The organism is Leclercia sp. 29361 (assembly GCF_011290365.1).
GTDB lineage: Bacteria > Pseudomonadota > Gammaproteobacteria > Enterobacterales > Enterobacteriaceae > Enterobacter > Enterobacter tamurae.
In genome coordinates this window covers 4,716,240-4,737,348 of sequence record NZ_CP049786.1, presented here as the reverse complement: position 1 = coordinate 4,737,348, position 21,109 = coordinate 4,716,240, and the positions used below count along the sequence as shown (strand labels likewise).

The 21,109-nt window shown below is 57.9% G+C and carries 19 protein-coding genes and 3 tRNA genes; 14 read left to right on the top strand and 8 right to left on the bottom strand.

What is annotated here, in order from left to right:
* Positions 1–57: 57 nt before the first annotated feature.
* From G7090_RS22680 to G7090_RS22670, 3 genes are all read left to right on the top strand, one after another.
* A tRNA-His gene (locus tag G7090_RS22680) sits at positions 58–133 on the top strand.
* A gap of 21 nt (positions 134–154) precedes the next feature.
* Positions 155–240, top strand: a tRNA-Leu gene (locus G7090_RS22675).
* A gap of 44 nt (positions 241–284) precedes the next feature.
* Positions 285–361, top strand: a tRNA-Pro gene (locus tag G7090_RS22670).
* 502 nt (positions 362–863) lie between these two features.
* Here G7090_RS22670 and G7090_RS22665 read toward each other — a convergent pair.
* The 5 genes from G7090_RS22665 to hemC form a co-directional block, all read right to left on the bottom strand.
* A complete protein-coding gene (locus tag G7090_RS22665; protein ID WP_166184728.1) occupies positions 864–2,069 on the bottom strand; it encodes an MFS transporter in 1,206 nt (401 codons plus the stop codon).
* Positions 2,070–2,228: 159 nt separating this feature from the next.
* A complete protein-coding gene (gene hemY, locus G7090_RS22660) occupies positions 2,229–3,428 on the bottom strand; it encodes a protoheme IX biogenesis protein HemY (RefSeq protein ID WP_166184726.1) in 1,200 nt (399 codons plus the stop codon).
* A 2-nt stretch (positions 3,429–3,430) separates the two neighbouring features.
* Positions 3,431–4,603, bottom strand: coding sequence for a uroporphyrinogen-III C-methyltransferase (hemX, locus tag G7090_RS22655; RefSeq protein ID WP_166184723.1), 1,173 nt, complete (start codon positions 4,601–4,603; stop codon positions 3,431–3,433).
* A 21-nt stretch (positions 4,604–4,624) separates the two neighbouring features.
* Positions 4,625–5,365: a uroporphyrinogen-III synthase gene (gene hemD / locus G7090_RS22650; protein ID WP_166184720.1), complete on the bottom strand. Its 741-nt coding sequence runs from the start codon at positions 5,363–5,365 to the stop codon at positions 4,625–4,627.
* A complete protein-coding gene (gene hemC, locus G7090_RS22645; RefSeq protein WP_166184717.1) occupies positions 5,362–6,303 on the bottom strand; it encodes a hydroxymethylbilane synthase in 942 nt (313 codons plus the stop codon). Before hemC ends, hemD begins: the two co-directional genes overlap by 4 nt.
* A gap of 344 nt (positions 6,304–6,647) precedes the next feature.
* Here hemC and cyaA point away from each other — a divergent pair, with 344 nt between their 5' ends.
* Positions 6,648–9,188, top strand: a complete 2,541-nt coding sequence (gene cyaA, locus G7090_RS22640; protein WP_106995933.1) for a class I adenylate cyclase — start codon at positions 6,648–6,650, stop codon at positions 9,186–9,188.
* An 89-nt stretch (positions 9,189–9,277) separates the two neighbouring features.
* Here the strand turns inward: cyaA and cyaY are convergent, their stop codons facing one another.
* A complete protein-coding gene (gene cyaY / locus G7090_RS22635) occupies positions 9,278–9,598 on the bottom strand; it encodes an iron donor protein CyaY (RefSeq protein ID WP_106995932.1) in 321 nt (106 codons plus the stop codon).
* 139 nt (positions 9,599–9,737) lie between these two features.
* Between cyaY and G7090_RS22630 the strand changes: the two genes are divergently transcribed.
* The 8 genes from G7090_RS22630 (at position 9,738) to corA (ending at position 16,663) form a co-directional block, all read left to right on the top strand.
* On the top strand, positions 9,738–9,941 hold the full coding sequence (locus tag G7090_RS22630; RefSeq protein WP_106995931.1) for a lipoprotein: 204 nt from the start codon (positions 9,738–9,740) through the stop codon (positions 9,939–9,941).
* 32 nt (positions 9,942–9,973) lie between these two features.
* Complete coding sequence (dapF, locus tag G7090_RS22625) at positions 9,974–10,798, top strand: diaminopimelate epimerase (protein WP_106995930.1); 825 nt, start codon at positions 9,974–9,976, stop codon at positions 10,796–10,798.
* The gene (locus G7090_RS22620) at positions 10,795–11,502 is read left to right on the top strand and encodes a DUF484 domain-containing protein (RefSeq protein ID WP_106995929.1); all 708 of its coding nucleotides are present in this window, start codon (positions 10,795–10,797) and stop codon (positions 11,500–11,502) included. The genes dapF and G7090_RS22620 overlap by 4 nt, the downstream gene beginning before the upstream one ends.
* On the top strand, positions 11,499–12,401 hold the full coding sequence (xerC, locus tag G7090_RS22615; protein ID WP_166184714.1) for a tyrosine recombinase XerC: 903 nt from the start codon (positions 11,499–11,501) through the stop codon (positions 12,399–12,401). Before G7090_RS22620 ends, xerC begins: the two co-directional genes overlap by 4 nt.
* Entirely contained in the window at positions 12,401–13,117 is a 717-nt protein-coding gene (gene yigB, locus G7090_RS22610; protein ID WP_166184711.1) for a 5-amino-6-(5-phospho-D-ribitylamino)uracil phosphatase YigB, read from the top strand. Before xerC ends, yigB begins: the two co-directional genes overlap by 1 nt.
* Before the next feature lie 78 nt (positions 13,118–13,195).
* Entirely contained in the window at positions 13,196–15,358 is a 2,163-nt protein-coding gene (gene uvrD, locus G7090_RS22605; RefSeq protein ID WP_106995926.1) for a DNA helicase II, read from the top strand.
* Positions 15,319–15,564 (top strand): YsgD/CorL family protein, encoded by a 246-nt coding sequence (ysgD, locus tag G7090_RS23985; RefSeq protein WP_371811752.1) that lies wholly within the window; start codon positions 15,319–15,321, stop codon positions 15,562–15,564. Before uvrD ends, ysgD begins: the two co-directional genes overlap by 40 nt.
* Before the next feature lie 148 nt (positions 15,565–15,712).
* Positions 15,713–16,663 (top strand): magnesium/cobalt transporter CorA, encoded by a 951-nt coding sequence (gene corA, locus G7090_RS22600; protein ID WP_106995925.1) that lies wholly within the window; start codon positions 15,713–15,715, stop codon positions 16,661–16,663.
* Positions 16,664–16,747: 84 nt separating this feature from the next.
* On the opposite strand, the gene rarD is transcribed toward corA, so the two are convergent.
* Both rarD and yigI read right to left on the bottom strand, forming a co-directional pair.
* Complete coding sequence (rarD, locus tag G7090_RS22595; protein ID WP_166184709.1) at positions 16,748–17,644, bottom strand: EamA family transporter RarD; 897 nt, start codon at positions 17,642–17,644, stop codon at positions 16,748–16,750.
* A 51-nt stretch (positions 17,645–17,695) separates the two neighbouring features.
* Complete coding sequence (gene yigI, locus G7090_RS22590; RefSeq protein ID WP_106995923.1) at positions 17,696–18,163, bottom strand: acyl-CoA thioesterase YigI; 468 nt, start codon at positions 18,161–18,163, stop codon at positions 17,696–17,698.
* Between the two features lie 158 nt (positions 18,164–18,321).
* Between yigI and pldA the strand changes: the two genes are divergently transcribed.
* Positions 18,322–19,182 (top strand): phospholipase A, encoded by an 861-nt coding sequence (gene pldA, locus G7090_RS22585; RefSeq protein ID WP_106995922.1) that lies wholly within the window; start codon positions 18,322–18,324, stop codon positions 19,180–19,182.
* Between the two features lie 91 nt (positions 19,183–19,273).
* Entirely contained in the window at positions 19,274–21,103 is a 1,830-nt protein-coding gene (recQ, locus tag G7090_RS22580; protein ID WP_106995921.1) for an ATP-dependent DNA helicase RecQ, read from the top strand.
* Positions 21,104–21,109: the final 6 nt, after the last annotated feature.

The window sequence follows — 21,109 nt, the reverse complement described above, 5'->3', positions numbered from 1 at the left end:
GCTAGAGCTGCGGTGGTCTGTGAAGTAGGCAGAACCGCGTGAAAGAATAAAGTTGTGGTGGCTATAGCTCAGTTGGTAGAGCCCTGGATTGTGATTCCAGTTGTCGTGGGTTCGAGTCCCATTAGCCACCCCATTATTTGAAAAGTTGTGAATTGCGAAGGTGGCGGAATTGGTAGACGCGCTAGCTTCAGGTGTTAGTGTCCTTAGGATGTGGGGGTTCGAGTCCCCCCCCTCGCACCACGACTTTTAATGAATTGAACTAAAAATTCAAAAAAGCAGTACAACGGCGAGTAGCGCAGCTTGGTAGCGCAACTGGTTTGGGACCAGTGGGTCGGAGGTTCGAATCCTCTCTCGCCGACCAATTTTGAACCCCGCTTCGGCGGGGTTTTTTGTTTTCTGCTATTCCTCCCCTCTGTTGCTAATTGCCGACAACGATATCCCGGTCTGTCGTGAATAAGTGACACTTAACACCATGAAAAATAGCAATATATCCCTTTCTGTGCCGGGGTGTCGTTTTCAGGAGACACTTTGCCCGCGCTCCCGCCTTATCCAGCCGCCCGTAATCTGCCTGAATGGCATAATTTCCTTTTATCTTAAAAAGTTGGAGATCGGACAACTTCCCTGTGCAACGTTGGCACGTTGCGTGCAATAATATACGTGTAGATGCTCATTCCATCTCTTATGTTCGCCTTAGTGCCTCATAAACCCCGGAATGATGCAGAGCCATTTACGGTGCTTATCGTCCACCGACAGATGTCGCTTCGGCCTCATCAAACACCATGGACATAACGTTGAGTGAAGCACCACAAGTTGTCGAACAGACCTGTTTAACGCCTGCTTTTTAGCAGGCGTTTTTTTATGCCTTATCTGCAGTAGCGCGTCAGGATCCCCACCACCATCAGCAAGGCACAGCCCGACACGCCGTACAGCGCCTGCAGCGGCCCCAGCACATCAGCCACCAGCGCCGTGGTGCAGGTAAAGAGTGACGCGCTGGCAGTCTGCCATCGCCACGCCTTGCCGCTGGCAGAGGAGACCTGGCTGGCCTGAAAGCTGCTCAGCAGGCTAAAGGTACCCACCGCAAAAACGATGTTCGAGGCCAGATGGGCAATAAACACCACCCCCAGCGCTTGCGTCCCCGATAACAGAGGGATCGTCCCGTAAGCGAATAAAAAAATTCCGAGGCAGGTCAACAGGAGACGGTTTTGTCTGGCGTAGCGGGACAGGTTCTCTCTTTTCAGCAGCAGCGGGCCGCACAGCTGCCCCATACTGCGGGCAAAGAGAAGGGGCAGGGCCAGCCCGGCAGCATCATCCGGTTCAATCTGTTGCGCCAGAGCAGGCAGCAGCGCCATGGCGGGCGACCCCACGGCGGCGAGCGCGGGGAGCAATAACAGGCTGCGTTTTTGCAGCGGGGCCAGCGTTTGCCAGTGCACCGTCACCGGTCTTTCGGTTTCCGCTGCCTGCTCAGGTGCCAGAGAAGGCAAGGCGCTGCCGGCGAGGATCAGCATCAGCAAGGAGCCCACAAAAGTGAGCGCGTCGAGCCCCAGCAGTGCCAGAGCGGGCAGATGATGAAACAGTACCATACCCAGCCCGGTTCCCAGCAGCACCTGCGAAGCAAAGATCATCGTCTCCAGGCACGTCGCCGCAGGCAGCTCGTCTTCGGATAATCCCCGTCGGAACAGCAAAGTCAGGGCAGGCCAGCTCATGCCTGCCAGAAAAGCCTCGGTGGATTGTACCGCCAGCAGCGCCACCATACTGTGAAACTGAATGCCCAGCAGGGGAAACAGCAGGGCGAGCAGACCCAGCCACTCGGTCAGGACCAGCAGACGGATAGGCGAAAAGCGCATACAGAGCTTCTCCCCGACGAGGCTGCCAAGAAATCCCGGCAGCGTGGCAAACAGGTAAGCCAGGGTCAGTAAAGAGGCGGGAGCCTGCCAGTCCAGCAGCAGGCCAAAGACCATCACCTGGGTTAAGCCATTCCCCACAGAGGTAAACAGAAAAGCGCAGGCCAGCAGGCGCAGCCAGCGATGGCTGCGGAGCGCGCGAATAAGCGCAGATAAAAGCGTGTTCATGAAACGATCCTTTCAAAAACAAGTAAGTCCACGCCGCAAAGGCGTGTGCAGGAAAAATGTTTAATGAAAGGAGGTCGTTACATTGGCGGAGGCGGTCTCATGAAGATGATGCAAAGAATGTAGCAAATAAAAAAGGAGGCCGTCAGGCCTCCTGTGCAATTACTGCTGTGGGGGATTGTTCTGCAATGTCAGCAGCAGGCCATCGCGACGCATCGCGGCGGCTTCCTCTGGCAGATGCAGCTTGTCCAGGGTATCCGCCAGCCAGGCGTAGTCGAACGCATCCGGGCGCTGTTTTAACGCGGCGCGGAAGGCGAGGCTGGCCTCTTTCCATTCGCCATGTCTGGCCAGGGACTGACCCAGGGTGCTCCACAGTAGTGGACGATCGCCCACGGTTTTGATCTGCTGGCGGAGCATCTTCTCGATCTGTTCCGGGTTATTGGTTTTCAGACGCGGGATCACCATCACCAGCCGATCGTCATACTGGCGCTTCAGACCATCAAGAATGATGCTCTGCGCGGTATCGTGATCGTCACACTCAATCAGGTGCTCCGCCATCGCTACCTGCAGTGGCACCTGCTGACGCGTTTTGCGGCTCTGATTTTTCCACCAGGCCTTCAGGCCATCGCTGCCCTGATCGGCGCGGGCCTGGTCCATCAGACCAATCCAGGCCTGACGTTGCAGGTCGTCGCGCTGCTCATCGTCAACCACGTCTGCTTTTGCCATCGACGGAATGATGTCCAGCAGCGAGCCCCAGGCGCCGGTGCGGATATAGGCCTGCTCAGCCAGACGCAGAACCTCCGGATGACGCGGGGCGATCTCCAGCAGACGATCGACGCCGTGTCGGGCGGCATGGTTTTCGTTACGCGCCAGCTGCAGACGCACCCGGGTGATCTCTACCGGGATCGGATCGTTTTCGGCCAGTTCGGAGGCGCGCTCCAGATGCTGATTGGCGCGTACTTCGTCGCCGCGCTGCTGGGCCGCTTCGGCCGCCAGCAGGTAGTTGACCACCGGTTGCTCTGCATGGTCGGCGTTCTTCGACATCAGCTTCTCAACCTGCTGATAGTCGCCTTCGGCCAGCTTGAGCAGCGCCTGTTCGGTCTGCTTGCGGGCGCGACGGCGTTTGCGGCCGACAAACCAGCTGCGGGTATGGGCTCCGGTACGGAAGATGCGGCGTAGGATCCACTCGATCGCCAGAAACGCCACCATCACCAGGATCAGAATGATCACCAGTCCGGTGACGCTGGTTTCGATATTGTAGTTATCGGTCTGGATCAGCACGTAACCCTGATGACCCGCCAGCATAGGACCAAGCACGATCCCGGCGAGCAACAGTGCGAAGAGTAATAAGACTTTCAACATAATTACTCTCCTTGTGGCGCGCTGTCAGGGGCCGGAGCGGAAGCGGGAGCTTGCTCTGCGGCCACGCCCGGCTGTGCCAGCAGGTTGCGCACGCGCGTCTGCATCAGCTTCTCCAGAATCGGCTGGCTTTCCAGCTTATCCGGTACGTTCATGGTGATGTTCTGTTGGCTCAGCTTGTCCACATCTTCGAGGAAGGCCGTGGTGGTGGCATCGTCAGTATCGTAGTAAGCGCGCACCCAGGTCGAAACGTTATCCAGCGCCTGCTTATAGGTCTCTTCCTGATGGCGAGGTACCGCCTGAGCGGCCACCAGCAGACGCGAGCGCAGGTTTTCGCGCAGATAGACATCCTGATTCGGGGCTAACAGCGGCACGGTGGTCTCATCGCGACGGCGGACGGTGATGAAGCTGTCCATAAAGTTCTGCCAGCTTTTCTGCAGGTTGATACGCCACTCGCTCAGCGAGCTGGAAAGTTCGCTGCTGTCGGAGTCCATAGGGGAATCGTCGTCGTTATTGTCTGCCAGACGCAGGTTATCGATCTGGTTCGACAGCTGATTCACTTTCAGAATAATGCCGTCGTAGTCCACCTGCGAAACGGTCCCCAGGCTGGCGATATCCTGAGTGAGCGCGCGGCGGGCGGTGATCAGGCTTGGGTCGTTCATGTCGCCCAGGCTGGCGTCGGCGCTTTTCAGCAGCGCGGCGGCGGTGGTGACATCCTGATCGCTCCACAGCTTGCGTCCGGCCAGTTTGACCAGGAAATCAGCCTGCGCCAGCAGCCAGGTTTTAGCGTCGGTGCCGGAAATGGTTGCCACTTTCTGCTGCATCTCATCCAGCTGCTTCGTCAGCTCCGCCTGCTGGCGGTTGGCGTCAGCCAGCTGGGCTGCCTGCTGCTTGATCACCGAATCCAGCTCGGCTTTCTGCGTCTGCTGGGCCTGTTGCAGGGCGGTAACCTGGGTCACCAGCGCATCGCGGGCGGCGGTCTGGTCGGTGGCTTGTTTTTTCACCAGACCGTACAGGCCGATGCCTGCGGCCAGCGCAATGGCGATAGCAATCGCGCTTAACGCCAGACTGGTTTTATTGCTGCCATGTTTTTTCTCTGTCGTTTCTGGCTGTGGCGTGGTGTCCACAGTCTCCCTGGTCTCTTCAACCACGGCGGAGGATTTTTCTTGTTCCGTCATTATGGCTTCCCATTATGAGAGTTATTGTAATGCGCGCAGCAGCGCATCGTTGTCGGCGTTATCAGCGATCCGAATATCTTGCCAGCCCAGTTCCCGGGCGAGGTTCGCCAGACGCTCACTGACGACCAGAAGCCGACAGCGGAGTAACCAGTTTTCACGATACCATTGTGGGATCAGCGACCAGAGGTGTTGCAACATTTCGCCGCTGGTCACCACCAGGGTGGTAACGCCGCGAGACTGCCAGCGCATCGCCTCTTCCGCACCGTCATAATGTTTATTACAACGTTGATAACATTCACAAAATGTCACTTCTGCTCCGCGCTCACGCAGCGTGTCGCCCAGCAGTTCTCGCCCTCCGTTGCCGCGCAAAATCAGGGCGCGCTTCCCCACAACGGTTTGTAATTCAGGTAATTGTAGCAACACTTCGCTGATTTCCCGATCCAGCGGATAGCGAATGTCTTTGCCACTTTCGGTATGCAGCGCCAGGGCGGTGGTTCTGCCGATGGCAAAATAGCGTGGCGCATCCGGCCAGCGCTGGCCGTCCTGTTGCAGCCGGGCGTGGGCAAACTCCACCGCATGCTGTGACAGGGCAAACAGCATGTCACCCTCCTGCAGCGCGGCAAGATGCCCGGCGAGCAGGGGAAGCTCCCGGCCCGGAGAGAACTCAATCAGCGGAAAGCTCCACGCCACCTGCCCCAGTGTGCGCAGACGGCTCACTAACTGATCTCCTGCGGGAGAAGGGCGGGTGACGAGAATACTCATGCCGGGGGTTCTCCATTATAGACTTCCGCAAGAATTTCACGGGCGCCGTTGTTCAATAGCTCTTCTGCCAGGGAAATACCCAGCTGTTCTGCATCCTGGGGATGACCACGACGTTCGCCGCGCACCATCTGCGAACCGTCCGGCGCGCCAACCAGCGCACGCAGCCACAGTTCGCCATCAATTAATTCAGCATAGCTGCCAATCGGAACCTGGCATCCCCCTTCAAGGCGGGTGTTCATGGCGCGCTCGGCCTGGACGCGGATCGCGGTCTCATGGTGATTGAGCGGTGCCAGCAGCGCATGGGTGCGGGTATCGTCGAGGCGGCACTCAATGCCCACCGCGCCTTGGCCCACGGCCGGCAGCGACTGCTCCGGAGGCAATGCCACCTTAATGCGTGACTCCAGATCCAGGCGTTTCAGACCGGCAACCGCCAGAATGATGGCGTCGTACTCACCGTTATCCAGCTTGCCAAGACGGGTACCGACGTTACCGCGCAGCGAGCGGATCACCAGATCCGGGCGCGACTCGGCCAGCTGACACTGGCGGCGTAAACTTGACGTGCCAACGATGCTGCCCTGGGGCAGGGCTTCCAGCGAGTCGTAGCGGTTTGACACAAAGGCATCGCGCGGATCGTCGCGCTCGCAAATGGTGACCAGGCCCAGCCCCTCAGGGAAATCAACCGGCACGTCCTTCATGGAGTGGACGGCGATATCGGCGCGATCCTCAAGCAGGGCCAGCTCCAGCTCTTTGACGAACAGGCCTTTACCGCCCACTTTTGCCAGCGGTGTATCAAGAATGACATCGCCGCGCGTCACCATCGGCACCAGCTCAACACGCAGGCCCGCATGGCAGGCTTCGAGGCGCTGCTTCACATAATGTGCCTGCCATAGCGCGAGGGGGCTCTGGCGTGTGGCAATTCTTAAAACATTGTCTAACATGCTTGTTACCGTCTTAATCATCTACTGACCATCCTAACATTGTTGTCCTGGGAGTGTCAGGTTTACGGACGTTGAGGGGTTCAGGACAGGGCAGCGAGAGAGGTTGCCTGCTGCCGTATTCAGGAATTTACACGTACAGAACGGTGCTACACTTGTATGTAGCGCATCTTTCTTTACGGTCAAACGGCAAGGTGTTAAATTGATCACGTTTTAGACCATTTTTTCGTCTCCGAGACCATAAAGATAAGGGCGAAAAAGGGCGACGGTTACTTTCGAAATACTGTGAACGCGTAATCCTCGGTCCTGGTGAGGATTAGTGCTTTCTGAACATCAGGCGATACGTCTTGTACCTCTATATTGAGACTCTGAAACAGAGACTGGATGCCATCAACCAACTGCGTGTCGATCGCGCGCTTGCTGCGATGGGTCCTGCTTTCCAGCAGGTTTACAGTCTTCTGCCGACATTGTTGCACTATCACCACCCACTGATGCCGGGTTACCTCGACGGTAACGTTCCCCAGGGCATCTGCCTTTTCACGCCTGATGAAACCCAAGAACACTACCTGAAAGAGCTGGAGCTCTACCGTGGCATGCCGCCGCAGGAGTCCCCGAAAGGGGAACTGCCGATCACCGGCGTCTATACCATGGGCAGTACCTCTTCGGTAGGGCAAAGCTGTTCCTCGGATCTGGATATCTGGGTCTGCCATCAATCCTGGCTCGATAACGACGAGCGTCAGCTGCTGCAGCGTAAATGCAGCCTGCTGGAGAGCTGGGCGGCCTCGCTCGGTGTGGAAGTGAGCTTCTTCCTGATTGATGAAAACCGTTTCCGCCATAATGAAAGCGGCAGTCTGGGTGGTGAGGACTGCGGCTCGACGCAGCACATCTTGTTGCTGGATGAGTTTTACCGTACCGCGGTGCGCCTGGCCGGGAAGCGTATTCTCTGGAGTATGGTGCCGTGTGACGAAGAAGAGCATTACGACGATTACGTCATGAAGCTCTACGCCCAGGGGGTCCTGACGCCAAACGAGTGGCTGGATCTGGGCGGCCTGAGTTCGCTGTCTGCCGAAGAGTATTTCGGTGCGAGCCTGTGGCAGCTGTATAAAAGTATCGATTCCCCGTACAAAGCGGTGCTGAAAACGCTGCTGCTTGAAGCCTACTCGTGGGAATACCCGACGCCGCGCCTGCTGGCGAAAGACATTAAACAGCGTCTGCATGATGGCGAGATCGTCTCTTTCGGTCTGGATGCCTACTGCATGATGCTCGAGCGCGTCACTGAATACCTGAAAGCCATCGACGATCCGACCCGTCTGGATCTGGTCCGTCGATGTTTCTACCTCAAAGTCTGTGAAAAGCTCAGCCGCGAACGCGCATGCGTCGGCTGGCGTCGTGAAGTGGTCAGTCAGTTAGTCAAAGAGTGGGGATGGGACGAAGAGCGTCTGTCGATGCTCGATAACCGCGCCAACTGGAAGATCGATCAGGTGCGTGAAGCCCACAACGAACTGCTCGATGCCATGATGCAGAGCTACCGTAACCTGATCCGCTTTGCCCGTCGCAACAACCTCAGCGTTTCCGCCAGCCCGCAGGATATCGGTGTTTTGACCCGTAAACTGTATGCCGCGTTTGAAGCGCTGCCCGGTAAAGTGACGCTGGTGAACCCACAGATTTCGCCGGACCTGTCTGAACCAAACCTGACCTTTATCTATGTGCCGCCGGGCCGCGCGAACCGCACCGGGTGGTATCTGTACAACCGTGCGCCAAGCATGGACTCGATCATCAGCCATCAGCCGCTGGAATATAACCGCTATCTGAACAAGCTGGTGGCCTGGGCCTGGTTTAATGGCCTGCTGACGTCACGTACTCGCCTGTTTATTAAGGGCAATGAGATCGTCGATCTCGCCAAACTGCAGGAGATGGTCGCGGACGTGTCGCACCACTTCCCGCTGCGCCTGCCTGCGCCGACGCCGAAAGCGCTCTACAGCCCGTGCGAAATTCGCCATCTGGCGATTATCGTCAACCTGGAATATGACCCGACGGCGGCGTTCCGCAATCAGGTGGTGCATTTCGATTTCCGTAAGCTGGATGTGTTCAGCTTTGGCGAGCAGCAAAACTGCCTGGTGGGCAGCGTCGATCTGCTCTACCGCAACTCGTGGAACGAAGTGCGTACGCTGCACTTCAACGGCGAGCAGGCGATGATCGAAGCGCTGAAAACCATTCTCGGCAAGATGCACCAGGATGCCGCTCCGCCGGACAGCGTTGAGGTGTTCTGTTACAGCCAGCATCTGCGCGGCCTGATCCGTACCCGCGTACAGCAGCTGGTCTCCGAGTGTATCGATCTGCGTCTCTCCAGCACCCGCCAGGAAACCGGGCGCTTTAAAGCGCTGCGCGTCTCCGGCCAGACCTGGGGTCTGTTCTTTGAGCGTCTGAACGTTTCAGTGCAGAAGCTGGAAAACGCCATCGAGTTTTATGGCGCCATTTCCCACAACAAACTGCATGGTCTGTCGGTACAGGTTGAGACCAACCACGTCAAACTGCCGCAGGTGGTGGATGGCTTTGCCAGCGAAGGGATTATTCAGTTCTTCTTTGAAGAGTCGGGCGATGATGCCGGTTTCAATATCTACATTCTTGATGAAACCAACCGCGCCGAAGTGTATCACCACTGTGAAGGTAGCAAAGAGGAGCTGGTGCGCGACGTCAGCCGCTTCTACTCGTCTTCGCATGACCGCTTCACCTACGGCTCAAGCTTTATCAACTTCAACCTGCCGCAGTTCTACCAGATTGTGAAGGTTGATGGTCGTGCGCAGGTGATCCCGTTCCGCACCCAGGTGATTGCCGCCGCACCGGCCAATCAGGATGCGACACCGCTGTTGCAGCAGTATTTCTCCTGAGTCGCTGAGCCGGATGCGCTTTGCTTATCCGGCCTACGGTTCGAGCCCTTGTAGGCCCGGTAAGGCGTAGCCGCCACCGGGCAACAAAACTACCTGAAACTCACTTCCTCACCTGACTGCGCGGTCGCGGCCTGCTCCAGCAGATCCCAGAACGCTTCACCGCTGCGATCGCAAATCCACTCGTCGCCCTTCAGATCGAAATGGTAGCCGCCCTGTTTAGTGGCCAGCCACACCTGGTGAAGCGGTTCCTGACGGTTAATAATGATCTTGCTGCCGTTTTCGAAGCTTAAGGTCAGCACGCCGCCGTTGATTTCACAATCGATGTCGCTGTCGCCATCCCAGTCGTCAAGACGCTCTTCGATGGTTTGCCACAGGTTATCGGCAAGGCGATGGAATTCACTGTCATTCATGGTTCTGTTCCTGTTTTTCGTGATGGCGGCAGTATAACGCTAAATAATTCCGGTTGCAGGTTAGCGGCAAACTCTTGCTTTTGTGTCTTCTCCTGCGATGATAGAAAACAGAAAGCATGAACTTACAGGCAACCTGATAATGAAAAACGTTTTTGGAACGCTTGCCGTTCTCCTCGCACTGTTTAGCCTGAGTGGCTGTGGTCTGAAAGGGCCGCTCTATTTCCCACCGGCAGATAAGACCGCGCCGCCACCGACCAAAAAAGCGCAAAGCCCCGTACAAACCACCATGCCAGATCGTAACGATCGCGGCGATAATGGCGGCCCAAGCCAGGTAAATTACTGACGCGCGTTGCGAACCGCGCAATGGAGTAAATGATGCAGTTCTCTAAAATGCATGGCCTTGGCAATGATTTTATGGTCGTCGACGCGGTAACGCAGAATGTCTTCTTTTCTCCGGAGCTGATCCGCCGTCTGGCCGATCGGCATCTCGGCGTAGGCTTTGATCAGCTGCTGGTGGTTGAGCCGCCCTACGATCCGGATCTCGATTTTCACTACCGCATCTTTAATGCTGACGGTAGCGAAGTCTCCCAGTGTGGCAACGGTGCGCGCTGTTTTGCCCGCTTTGTCCGGCTGAAGGGGCTGACCAACAAGCGCGATATCCGCGTCAGTACCGCCAATGGACGCATGGTGCTGAGCGTTACCGACGACGAGCTGGTGCGCGTGAATATGGGCGAGCCGAACTTCGAGCCGTCGCAGGTGCCGTTCCGCGCCAACAAAGCGGAAAAGACCTATATCATGCGCGTCGCGGAGCAGACAGTCTTATGCGGCGTGGTCTCCATGGGGAACCCGCACTGCGTGATTCAGGTTGATGACGTCGCGACCGCGCCCGTTGAGACGCTCGGTCCGGTGCTGGAAAGCCATGAACGTTTCCCTGAGCGCGCCAATATTGGATTTATGCAGGTCATCACTCGCGAGCACATCCGTCTGCGCGTCTTTGAACGCGGGGCAGGCGAGACGCAGGCGTGCGGCAGCGGTGCCTGCGCGGCCGTCGCGGTGGGGATTGCACAAGGTTTACTGGCGGAAGAGGTACGCGTGGATTTACCAGGCGGCCGTCTTGATATCGCCTGGAAAGGCCCGGGCCAGCCGCTGTATATGACGGGCCCGGCAACACAAGTCTACGACGGGTTTATCCATCTATGAAACAACCAGGAGAAGAACTGCAGGAAACGCTGACGGAGATGGACGACCGGGCGGTTGTTGATTATCTGCTGCGCCATCCTGAGTTTTTCATTCGCAATGCACGCGTCGTTGAAGAGATGCGCGTGCCGCATCCAATTCGTGGGACGGTCTCGCTGGTCGAATGGCATATGGCGCGTTCGCGCAATCATATCAACCATCTTGAAGAGAACATCTCGCTGCTGATGGAGCAGGCTACCAGTAATGAGGGCCTGTTCCAGCGTCTGCTGCACCTGCAGTCGCGACTGGCCTCGGCCAGCAGCCTGGACGAATTTCTGCTTCGTTTGCATCGCTGGGCACGCGAGCTGGGGCTGGCCGGGGCAACCCTGCGCCTGTTCCCGGATCGCTGGCGCATCGGTGCACCTTCCGGGTTTACCCATCTGGCGTTAAACCGTCAGGCGTTTGAGCCGGTGCGCATTCAGCGTATGGGATGTGAGAACCACTATCTTGGGCCGCTGAATGGCCCGGAACTGCTGGTGGTCCTGCCGGAGGCCAAAGCTATTGGTTCAGTGGCGATGTCGCTGATGGGACGCGATGGCGATCTCGGCGTGATGTTGTTCACCAGCCGCGACCCGCAGCACTATCAGCAGGGACAAGGAACACAGCTGATACAGGAGATCGCGCAGATGCTGCCCGAGCTGCTGGAGCGCTGGATTGAACGCGTATGACCGATGCTCTGCTGGCCCCTGCCGTCACGCGTTTTCTGCGCTATCTGGGCGTTGAGCGCCAGCTCAGCCCGATCACCCTGGTCAACTATCAGCGTCAGCTTGATGCCATCATGCAGCTGGCTGACGAGATCGGCCTGAAGAGCTGGCAGCAGTGTGATGCCGCCACGATACGCGCCTTTGCCGTACGCAGCCGCCGGAAAGGGCTTGGTCCTGCCAGCCTCGCGCTGCGTCTGTCGGCCCTGCGCAGCTTCTTCGACTGGCTGGTAAGTCAGGGCGAGCTCAACGCCAACCCGGCCAAAGGGATCGCCGCGCCAAAAGCGCCGCGCCATCTGCCAAAAAATATCGACGTCGATGACGTGAACCGCCTGCTGGATATCGATCTTAACGATCCGCTGGCGGTGCGCGATCGGGCGATGCTGGAGGTGATGTACGGCGCGGGGTTACGTCTTTCCGAGCTGGTGAACCTCGATATCAAACACCTCGATCTGGACACTGGTGAAGTATGGGTGATGGGCAAAGGCAGTAAAGAGCGCCGCCTGCCCATTGGCCGCAACGCCGTGGCGTGGATTGAGCACTGGCTCGATCTGCGCGGGCTGTTTGGCACCGAAGACAATGCGCTGTTTCTCTCGAAGCTCGGGAAGCGCATCTCGGCGCGTAATGTGCAAAAACGCTTTGCCGAGTGGGGGATCAAGCAGGGGCTGAACAGCCATGTTCATCCGCATAAACTGCGCCACTCATTCGCCACCCACATGCTGGAGTCCAGCGGTGATTTGCGTGGGGTGCAGGAGCTGCTGGGCCACGCCAATTTGTCCACCACCCAAATCTATACCCATCTTGATTTTCAACACCTTGCCTCGGTGTACGACGCGGCGCATCCACGCGCCAAACGGGGGAAATAATGCGTTTTTATCGTCCATTAGGCCACATCTCAGCACTGACGTTCGACCTCGATGACACCCTTTACGACAACCGCGAGGTGATCCTGCGAACCGAGCAGGAAGCGCTGACGTTTGTGCAAAATTACCACCCGGCGTTAAAAACGCTGGAAAATAAAGAGTTCCATCGTCTGCGCCAGGCGTTACGGCAAACCGAGCCAGAAATCTATCACGACGTCACCGAATGGCGTCGCCGTGCCGTGGAGCAAGCGATGCTCAACGCCGGCCTGAGCGCCGCCGAAGCCGCCCTGGGCGCGGAAGCCTCGATGGCGCACTTTGCCCAGTGGCGCAGTCGCATCGACGTCCCGCAGGAGACCCACGATACCCTGGCGAAACTGGCAGAGAAGTGGCCGCTGGTGGCTATCACCAACGGCAACGCCCAGCCAGAGCTGTTCGGCCTGGGTGACTACTTCGAGTTTGTGCTGCGCGCAGGCCCGCACGGGCGCTCCAAGCCGTTCAACGATATGTACCATCTGGCGGCGGAGAAGCTCAGCCTGCCGCTGGGCGAAATTCTTCACGTGGGCGATGACCTGACCACCGACGTCGCAGGGGCGATCCGCTGCGGGATGCAGGCCTGCTGGATCAAGCCGGAAAAGGCCGATCTGATGCAGACCGCCGACAGCCGCCTGCTGCCGCACATCGAAATTTCACGGTTGGCATCCCTCACCACGCTGATATAATCACCAGTAGTTCTGTATAAATTAACAGTGTATCCGGCGGCTACTGGCCGCCGGATTACCTCTTTGCGGCGGTGCCCAATGGACGTTTCTTACCTGCTCGACAGCCTTAATGACAAACAGCGTGACGCGGTTGCCGCGACGCGCACCAATATGCTGGTGCTGGCAGGGGCGGGCAGTGGTAAGACACGCGTGCTGGTACACCGCATCGCCTGGCTGCAGAGCGTCGAGAACTGCTCGCCGTACTCGATTATGGCGGTCACCTTCACCAACAAAGCGGCGGCGGAGATGCGCCACCGTATCGCCCAGTTGATGGGCACCAGCCAGGGCGGCATGTGGGTCGGGACCTTCCACGGGCTGGCGCACCGTCTGCTGCGTGCGCACCATCTGGATGCTAACCTGCCGCAGGATTTTCAGATCCTTGACAGCGAAGATCAGCTGCGCCTGCTGAAGCGCCTGATCAAAGCCATGAACCTCGATGAGAAGCAGTGGCCGCCGCGTCAGGCGATGTGGTACATCAACAGCCAGAAAGACGAAGGGCTGCGCCCGCACCATATCCAGAGCTTTGGTAACCCGATTGAGCAGACCTGGCAGAAGGTCTATCAGGCCTATCAGGAGGCCTGCGATCGCGCCGGGCTGGTGGATTTCGCAGAGCTGCTGCTGCGTGCCCATGAGCTGTGGCTCAACAAGCCGCATATCCTGCAGCACTACCGCGAGCGCTTTACCAACATCCTGGTGGACGAATTCCAGGATACCAACAACATTCAGTACGCGTGGATCCGCATGCTGGCGGGCGACTCCAGCAAGGTGATGATCGTTGGCGACGACGACCAGTCGATCTACGGCTGGCGTGGCGCGCAGGTGGAGAACATCCAGCGCTTCCTCAAGGACTTCCCTGGCGCAGAAACCATTCGCCTGGAACAGAATTACCGCTCCACCAACAACATCCTGAGCGCGGCTAACGCCCTGATTGAAAATAACAACGGCCGTCTGGGTAAAAAGCTGTGGACCGAGGGCATCGACGGCGAGCCGATCTCGCTTTACTGCGCCTTTAACGAGCTGGATGAAGCCCGCTTCGTGGTGAACCGGATCAAAACCTGGCAGGACAACGGCGGTGCGCTGGAGAAGTGCGCCATTCTCTATCGCAGCAACGCCCAGTCGCGCGTGCTGGAAGAGGCGCTGCTGCAGGCCAGCATGCCGTACCGCATTTATGGCGGGATGCGCTTCTTCGAACGCCAGGAAATCAAAGACGCGCTGTCGTATCTGCGCCTGATTGCCAACCGTAACGATGACGCGGCCTTTGAGCGCGTGGTCAACACTCCGACCCGCGGCATCGGCGATCGCACTCTCGACGTGGTGCGTCAGACCTCCCGCGATCGCCAGCTGACCCTGTGGCAGGCATGTCGCGAGCTGCTGCAGGAGAAGGCCCTCGCCGGTCGTGCGGCCAGCGCCCTGCAACGCTTCCTTGAGCTGATTGAAGCCCTGGCCCAGGAAACCGCCGATATGCCGCTGCACGTTCAGACCGACCGGGTGATCAAAGACTCTGGCCTGCGCATGATGTACGAGCAGGAGAAGGGCGAGAAGGGGCAGACCCGTATCGAGAACTTAGAGGAACTGGTGACGGCTACGCGCCAGTTCAGCTACAACGACGAGGAAGAAGATCTGATGCCGCTTCAGGCGTTCCTGTCCCATGCCGCGCTGGAAGCGGGCGAAGGGCAGGCCGACACCTGGCAGGACGCGGTCCAACTGATGACCCTGCACTCGGCCAAAGGGCTGGAGTTCCCGCAGGTGTTTATCGTCGGCATGGAGGAGGGGATGTTCCCGAGCCAGATGTCGCTGGATGAGGGCGGTCGTCTGGAAGAGGAGCGTCGCCTGGCCTACGTCGGCGTGACCCGTGCGATGCAAAAACTGACCCTCACCTATGCCGAAACCCGTCGTCTGTACGGCAAAGAGGTGTATCACCGCCCGTCACGTTTTGTCGGCGAACTGCCGGAAGAGTGCGTGGAAGAGGTCCGTCTGCGGGCCAGCATCAGCCGTCCGGTGAGCCATCAGCGCCTGGGGGCACCGATCTCAGAAAACGACAGCGGTTTCAAACTCGGCCAGCGTGTCCGCCACGCCAAATTCGGAGAAGGCACGATTGTAAATCTGGAAGGCAGCGGGGAACACAGCCGTCTGCAGGTGGCATTCCAGGGGCAGGGGATCAAATGGCTGGTGGCCGCTTACGCCCGGCTCGAAGCAGTGTAACTTTCCGAAAAATATCACTATTTTTTCATAAGCTGCCAGGCTTAAACGCTGAAGGGCATTTAAAGTTCTTCAGCGTTTCGTTGCGTGTTGACGCCGCTGTGACTGCTGGCGTAACATGCGCGCACGATTACGCTAAGAGGACATTCGCCTTGGACACACCCAGTAGATGCTGGCTCAATTCCCTGTCATCCAGGAACAACTCCTAAGGCTATCTCCTCACGCTGATGCCCTTAGTGGTTGTCAGCGACAGTTATTCCCGTCGCGCTGAGTCAGGCTGTTTAATGGTCTGAAACCCAATTTGTTTCTGTGTGCCCACCGAACTGTCCGATATTTTTTGCATTGGGAGTCCCGGTCATGCTGAGCGCATTTCAACTGGAAAAGAACCGACTGATTCGGCTTGAAGCTGAAGAGTCACAACCCCTCATTGATGCCGTTTGGGTGGATCTGGTCGAGCCAGACGACGACGAACGCCTGCGCGTACAATCTGAACTCGGACAAAGCCTGGCCACCCGCCCGGAACTGGAAGACATCGAGGCATCGGCCCGTTTCTTCGAAGACGAAGACGGCCTGCACATCCACTCCTTTTTCTTCTTCGAAGATGCGGAAGATCACGCCGGTAACTCCACCGTCGCATTTACCATCCGCGATGGTCGCCTGTTTACCCTGCGTGAGCGTGAACTGCCCGCGTTCCGTCTCTACCGTATGCGCGCCCGTAGCCAGGCGATGGTGGACGGCAACGCCTATGAGCTGCTGCTAGACCTGTTTGAAACCAAAATTGAACAGCTGGCGGATGAGATTGAGAACATCTACAGCGATCTGGAAAAGTTGAGCCGGGTCATCATGGAAGGCCATCAGGGCGATGAGTACGATGAAGCGCTCTCGACCCTGGCGGAGCTGGAAGATATCGGCTGGAAGGTGCGTCTGTGTCTGATGGATACCCAGCGCGCGCTGAACTTCCTGGTGCGCAAGGCGCGTCTTCCGGGCGGTCAGCTGGAGCAGGCGCGTGAGATCCTGCGCGATATCGAATCCCTGCTGCCGCACAATGAATCCCTGTTCCAGAAGGTCAACTTCCTGATGCAGGCGGCGATGGGCTTTATCAACATCGAGCAGAACCGCATCATCAAGATCTTCTCGGTAGTATCGGTGGTGTTCCTGCCGCCAACGTTGGTGGCCTCCAGCTACGGGATGAACTTTGAGTTTATGCCGGAGCTGAAGTGGAGCTTTGGTTACCCGGGAGCGATTATCTTTATGGTGCTCGCCGGTCTCGCGCCGTATCTCTACTTCAAGCGCCGTAACTGGCTGTGATGTTATGCCCGGTGGCGCTACGCTTACCGGGCCTACAGATTCCGTAGGCCGGATAAGGCGTAGCCGCCATCCGGCAAAAAGGCACTACAACCCTTTGCGCGTTCTGCGCTGGGTATAAATCGCATCCGCCACAAATACCGCCAGTGCCACCCAGATAAAGGTAAAGGTCACCATCTTATCCGCGCCCGGCACTTCGCCGTAGAACAGCACCGCCAGCAGGAACATCAGCGTCGGGCCGATGTACTGGAAGAAGCCCAGCGTCGACAGACGCAGACGCGTTGCCGCACCGGTAAAGCACAGCAGTGGGATGGTGGTGACGACACCGGCCGCCATCAGCATCACGTTCAGCGTCCACGGATTACTGCCCATATGGCTGGTACTGCTGTCGGCAATGCCGAACAGGTAAATCGCGGCCACTGGCAGCAGCCACAGGGTTTCAAACAGCATCCCGGTTTGTGCTTCCACGGCGATTTTCTTGCGTACCAGGCCATAGAAAGCAAAGCTGAACGCCAGCCCCAGGGCGATCACCGGTAGCGAGCCAAAGGTCCACAGCTGCACCAGAACGCCACAGAGGGCGAGGATCACCGCCAGCCACTGCATCCGGCGGAAGCGCTCGCCAAGGAACAGCATCCCCAGCACGATATTTACCAGCGGGTTAATGAAGTAGCCGAGGCTCGCCTCCAGCATGTGATGGTTGTTGACCGACCAGATAAACAGCAGCCAGTTGCCGCCAATCAATACCGCAGACAGGGCCAGCAGGAAAATTTTCTTCGGCGTTTTCAGGAGGGTTTTCACCCCTGACCACTGACGGCTTACGCTCATCAGCGCCACCATAAAGAAAAACGACCAGATCACGCGGTGGGTAAGAATTTCGTCAGCGGGAACGTAGTGAATCAGTTTGAAGTAGGCGGGCGCAATGCCCCAAATAAAATAGGCGGCAAGCGCGAGTAAAACGCCCTGCCGCGTCTGTTTAGCATCCATCAGGAAAATCCGTTACAAAAAAGTAACGCAATTTTACCCGATTTTACCCTCTCAACCCACCATATAAGTGGCGGTTGCGCTGGCGATATAAACCTGCTCTTCGTTATGCAGCTCCACGCGTGCGACCGCGACTTTATTGCCCGCCCGCAGCAGGCTGCTGCTTGCGGTAAAGCGGTTCCCGCGACCGGGGCGCAGATAATCGACGCGCAGGTCGATGGTGCCCATCCGCGACAGGCGCTGGCGCAGCTCGTCTTCGTTGATGGTGTCGTGGCGGGTCAGTGTGCTGCCGACGCAAACCAGCCCGGCGGCAACGTCGAGGGCAGAGGCGATCACCCCGCCGTGAAGAATGCTTTGCGCCCAGTTACCGACCATCATCGGCTGGTTGTTAAAGCTCAGTTGGGCAAAATCTTTCTCGTAGCGCTCCAGCTCAAGCCCCAGCGCACGGTTGAACGGCATATGGTAGACGAAGATCTCGCCGACAAGCTTCAGGGCCTGGTCGGCAGTTAGCGTGGCAGACATAGCACGTCACATCCTTAGTGTTAAAAGGCTGTTGATTTTATGCCTCATTAATGTGAATTTCCAGATTCAGAGCGCAGGTGAAGCGGCTATTACTGAAATATGTTAAAAGGGATCAAAATAATTCTTCATTAAAACTCTTTAGCAGGAGAGCATCACCGATGCGCATTTATCAGGCCGGATTCCTGGCGGCGGTTACGCTGCCCTCTGTGGCATTCGCACAGGAAGCGGTAACTCAGGAGGTGCCTGCCGTACGTGGCAGCATCATCGCTAACCTTTTGGAAGAGCACGATAATCCCTTTACGCTCTATCCCTATGACAGCAACTACCTCATCTACACCGCCACCAGCGATCTCAATAAAGAGGCGATCCGCACCTATGACTGGGCCGACGATTCGCAAAAAGATGAGGTGAAGTTTCAGCTGAGCCTCGCCTTCCCGCTGTGGCGCGGCATTCTGGGGCCGAATTCGATTCTGGGTGGCTCCTATACGCAAAAATCCTGGTGGCAGCTGTCGAACAGCGACGAATCATCGCCGTTCCGTGAAACCAACTATGAGCCACAGCTGTTCCTCGGTTTCGCCACCGATTACTCGCTGGCGGGCTGGACGCTGAGGGACGTAGAGTTTGGCTATAACCACATGTCGAATGGCCGCTCCGACCCAACGTCGCGCAGCTGGAACCGCCTCTACACCCGCCTGATGGCGCAAAACAACAACTGGCTGGTGGAGGTCAAACCCTGGTATGTGGTGGGCAATACCGACGATAACCCGGATATCACCAAATACATGGGCTACTATCAGCTGCGGGTGGGCTATCAGCTGGGTGAAGCGGTCCTTAGCGTGAAGGGCCAGTACAACTGGAATACCGGCTACGGCGGCGCGGAGATGGGCGTCAGCTATCCGCTGACCAAACATGTTCGTCTGTATACTCAGGTGTATAGCGGCTATGGCGAATCGCTGATCGACTACAACTTCAACCAGACCCGCGTCGGCGTAGGCGTGATGCTGAACGATCTTTTCTAGCCTCCTCGAATGTTTTTGTCTTAAACGTTGAAGTTTCTCTCGCAGGCGCTGAAAATAGCGCCTGTTTTTATTTCAGGCAAATGGGGTTGATGTGGTGCAGGCGGAAGTCGTAAATCAGGAGTTGCTGGCTAAACAGGTTTTGCACGAAACCTTTGGCTACCAGCAGTTCCGCCCGGGCCAGGAAACCATCATTAACACCGCCCTTGCGGGCCGTGACTGTCTGGTGGTAATGCCGACCGGCGGCGGGAAATCGCTGTGCTATCAGGTTCCCGCGCTGGTGATGAACGGCCTGACGGTGGTGGTATCACCGCTGATCTCGCTGATGAAAGATCAGGTCGACCAGCTGCTGGCGAACGGCGTGGCGGCGGCCTGTATCAACTCCACCCAAACCCGCGAGCAGCAGCAGGAAGTGATGGCCGGGTGCCGTACCGGGCAGGTGCGTCTGCTGTATATTGCCCCGGAACGCCTGATGCTGGATAACTTCCTTGAACATCTGGCGCACTGGAACCCGGTGCTGCTGGCGGTGGACGAAGCGCACTGTATCTCCCAGTGGGGCCATGATTTCCGTCCGGAGTACGCGGCCCTCGGTCATCTGCGCCAGCGTTTCCCAGAGCTGCCGTTTATGGCGCTCACCGCTACCGCCGACGACACCACCCGACAGGACATTGTGCGCCTGCTGGGGCTTAACGATCCGCTGATTCAGGTCAGCAGCTTCGACCGCCCGAATATCCGCTACATGCTGATGGAAAAATTCAAGCCGCTGGATCAGCTGCTGCGCTATGTCCAGGAGCAGCGCGGTAAGTCGGGCATCATCTACTGCAACAGCCGGGCGAAAGTGGAAGACACCGCCGCGCGTCTGCAGAGCCGGGGCTTCAGCGCCGCGGCCTATCATGCCGGGCTTGAGAACCACATTCGCGCCGACGTGCAGGAGAAATTCCAGCGCGATGACCTGCAAATCGTGGTGGCAACCGTCGCCTTTGGGATGGGCATCAACAAGCCGAACGTGCGCTTTGTGGTGCATTTCGACATCCCGCGCAATATCGAATCCTACTATCAGGAGACGGGCCGCGCCGGACGTGACGGCCTGCCTGCGGAAGCGATGCTGTTCTACGATCCGGCCGATATGGCCTGGCTGCGTCGCTGTCTGGAAGAGAAACCGCAGGGGGCGCTGCAGGATATTGAACGCCATAAGCTCAACGCGATGGGGGCCTTTGCCGAAGCGCAAACCTGCCGCCGTCTGGTGCTGCTTAACTATTTTGGCGAAGGACGTCAGGAGCCGTGCGGCAACTGCGATATCTGCCTCGATCCACCGAAGCAGTATGACGGGCTGATGGACGCGCGTAAGGCGCTCTCCACCATTGGCCGCGTCAATCAACGCTTCGGCATGGGCTATGTGGTGGAAGTGCTGCGCGGCGCCAATAACCAGCGTATCCGCGAGATGGGCCATGACAAGCTGCCGGTCTACGGAATTGGTCGCGATCAGAGCCATGAGCACTGGGTCAGCGTCATCCGTCAGCTGATCCACCTCGGCTTTGCCACCCAGAACATCGCCCAGCACTCCGCGCTGCAGCTCACCGAAGCGGCCCGCCCGGTACTGCGCGGCGTCGTCGAGCTGCAGCTGGCCGTGCCGCGCGTGGTGGCGCTCAAGCCGCGGGTAATGCAGAAATCCTACGGCGGCAACTACGATCGCAAACTGTTCGCCAAGCTGCGTAAGCTGCGCAAAGCTATCGCGGACGAAGAGAATATCCCGCCGTATGTGGTATTTAACGATGCGACGCTGATTGAGATGGCCGAGCAGATGCCGCTCAGCGCCAGCGAAATGCTCAGCGTCAACGGCGTTGGCACGCGTAAACTCGAGCGTTTTGGTAAAGAGTTTATGGCGCTGATTCGTTCCCATACGGATGGCGATGATGAGGAGTAGTCAGCC

Excerpts from the sequence above, each read along its gene's own strand:
- G7090_RS22665 (WP_166184728.1), bottom strand. The coding sequence starts at position 2,069 with ATGAACACGCTTTTATCTGCGCTTATTCGCGCGCTCCGCAGCCATCGC.
- hemY (WP_166184726.1), bottom strand. The coding sequence starts at position 3,428 with ATGTTGAAAGTCTTATTACTCTTCGCACTGTTGCTCGCCGGGATCGTG.
- hemX (WP_166184723.1), bottom strand. The coding sequence starts at position 4,603 with ATGACGGAACAAGAAAAATCCTCCGCCGTGGTTGAAGAGACCAGGGAG.
- hemD (WP_166184720.1), bottom strand. The coding sequence starts at position 5,365 with ATGAGTATTCTCGTCACCCGCCCTTCTCCCGCAGGAGATCAGTTAGTG.
- hemC (WP_166184717.1), bottom strand. The coding sequence starts at position 6,303 with ATGTTAGACAATGTTTTAAGAATTGCCACACGCCAGAGCCCCCTCGCG.
- cyaY (WP_106995932.1), bottom strand. The coding sequence starts at position 9,598 with ATGAATGACAGTGAATTCCATCGCCTTGCCGATAACCTGTGGCAAACC.
- G7090_RS22630 (WP_106995931.1), top strand. The coding sequence starts at position 9,738 with ATGAAAAACGTTTTTGGAACGCTTGCCGTTCTCCTCGCACTGTTTAGC.
- dapF (WP_106995930.1), top strand. The coding sequence starts at position 9,974 with ATGCAGTTCTCTAAAATGCATGGCCTTGGCAATGATTTTATGGTCGTC.
- G7090_RS22620 (WP_106995929.1), top strand. The coding sequence starts at position 10,795 with ATGAAACAACCAGGAGAAGAACTGCAGGAAACGCTGACGGAGATGGAC.
- xerC (WP_166184714.1), top strand. The coding sequence starts at position 11,499 with ATGACCGATGCTCTGCTGGCCCCTGCCGTCACGCGTTTTCTGCGCTAT.
- yigB (WP_166184711.1), top strand. The coding sequence starts at position 12,401 with ATGCGTTTTTATCGTCCATTAGGCCACATCTCAGCACTGACGTTCGAC.
- uvrD (WP_106995926.1), top strand. The coding sequence starts at position 13,196 with ATGGACGTTTCTTACCTGCTCGACAGCCTTAATGACAAACAGCGTGAC.
- ysgD (WP_371811752.1), top strand. The coding sequence starts at position 15,319 with ATGGCTGGTGGCCGCTTACGCCCGGCTCGAAGCAGTGTAACTTTCCGA.
- corA (WP_106995925.1), top strand. The coding sequence starts at position 15,713 with ATGCTGAGCGCATTTCAACTGGAAAAGAACCGACTGATTCGGCTTGAA.
- rarD (WP_166184709.1), bottom strand. The coding sequence starts at position 17,644 with ATGGATGCTAAACAGACGCGGCAGGGCGTTTTACTCGCGCTTGCCGCC.
- yigI (WP_106995923.1), bottom strand. The coding sequence starts at position 18,163 with ATGTCTGCCACGCTAACTGCCGACCAGGCCCTGAAGCTTGTCGGCGAG.
- pldA (WP_106995922.1), top strand. The coding sequence starts at position 18,322 with ATGCGCATTTATCAGGCCGGATTCCTGGCGGCGGTTACGCTGCCCTCT.